The sequence below is a fragment of the Vibrio sp. genome (assembly GCF_984391705.1).
The window spans coordinates 1-1,015 of the sequence record NZ_CFHWOM010000171.1 but is presented as its reverse complement, the minus strand read 5'-3'; the positions used below and the strand labels follow the sequence as shown (position 1 = coordinate 1,015).

The 1,015-nt window shown below is 44.9% G+C and carries 2 protein-coding genes; one reads left to right on the top strand and one right to left on the bottom strand.

What is annotated here, in order from left to right; all coding sequences use genetic code 11:
* On the bottom strand, positions 1–146 hold a 146-nt coding region (locus AC4MRV_RS22200), incomplete at its 3' end, for a Tex-like N-terminal domain-containing protein (RefSeq protein ID WP_194943425.1).
* A 210-nt stretch (positions 147–356) separates the two neighbouring features.
* Between AC4MRV_RS22200 and AC4MRV_RS22195 the strand changes: the two genes are divergently transcribed.
* Positions 357–1,015 (top strand): ATP-dependent zinc protease family protein (locus AC4MRV_RS22195; RefSeq protein WP_491189425.1); only part of this gene is annotated, 659 nt, incomplete at its 3' end.

The following is a 1,015-nucleotide window of genomic DNA, read 5'->3' as shown; positions in this document are numbered from 1 at the left end:
TCATCAAGGCCGCCCGTCACCTCTTTACGGTAACGTGCAATAAATGGGACCGTGTTACCGTCATCAATAAGGGTTACAGCAGCGTTGACTTGCTCAGGGCGAACATTCAGCTCTTGAGCAATCATGCGACAGATAGCTTGGCTCATCCGTGTATTCTCTTTAATTCTGTTTGGGTATTGGTTGTGTATAGAACATTGGGGTCATTCATGGAATTTGCAATGTTTTAAACTAGTAACTCAAAAATTTACCGAGCGCTGGTGGACATCAGTCAGATTTGTGTCAAAACTGTAATTAAATTGAGAACTTATACATTTGGTTATCGACTAACCCCTGTACCTTAGCTCATACGGAAAACAATGATGAAGAAAATGTCTTTGGCTCTGGCGCTCTCTGGTGCCTTATTGGCGACGCCGCTCGCTTGGTCGCAAACACTTTCCGCGACCACTCAAGATCCGATTTACCAACTTGATGATAAAGTCGTATTGGGACGAGTAGAGAGTGTTTACTACAATGATATTCCTGAGCTAAGTGATGTTCCATTCATCGGTAAGATTGATACTGGTGCAGATACCACCTCGATGCACGCAGAAAACATCCACGTTAGCAGCAGTAATCCCGAATACAAAAGCCTCAAAGATGACAAGCTGATGTGGGCCATTATTGATGATCTTGGTGGCACCAAAGCCAAATGGGATGCTGATAGTTTTAAGCCTTACCAAGTGACCGTGAGCTTCACCATTCATCATCCTTACACAGGTAAAGAAATTAAGATCACTGATGATCTTGAACGCATCAGTGCGATCCGCAGCCGTACCAGTGAAAAACCAATTTTACGCCCGACAGTGAAAATGCCGATGACCATTGCAGGGCACACTGTGGATACCGTGGTCAACCTGACCAAACGCACTCAATTCTCAGCACCTATCTTGATTGGTAAGACTTACCTCGACAACAACGCGTGGGTGTTTGCTGGTTACGATTACCTGCAAGAGCAACAAAAGGCGCAGATGATCGG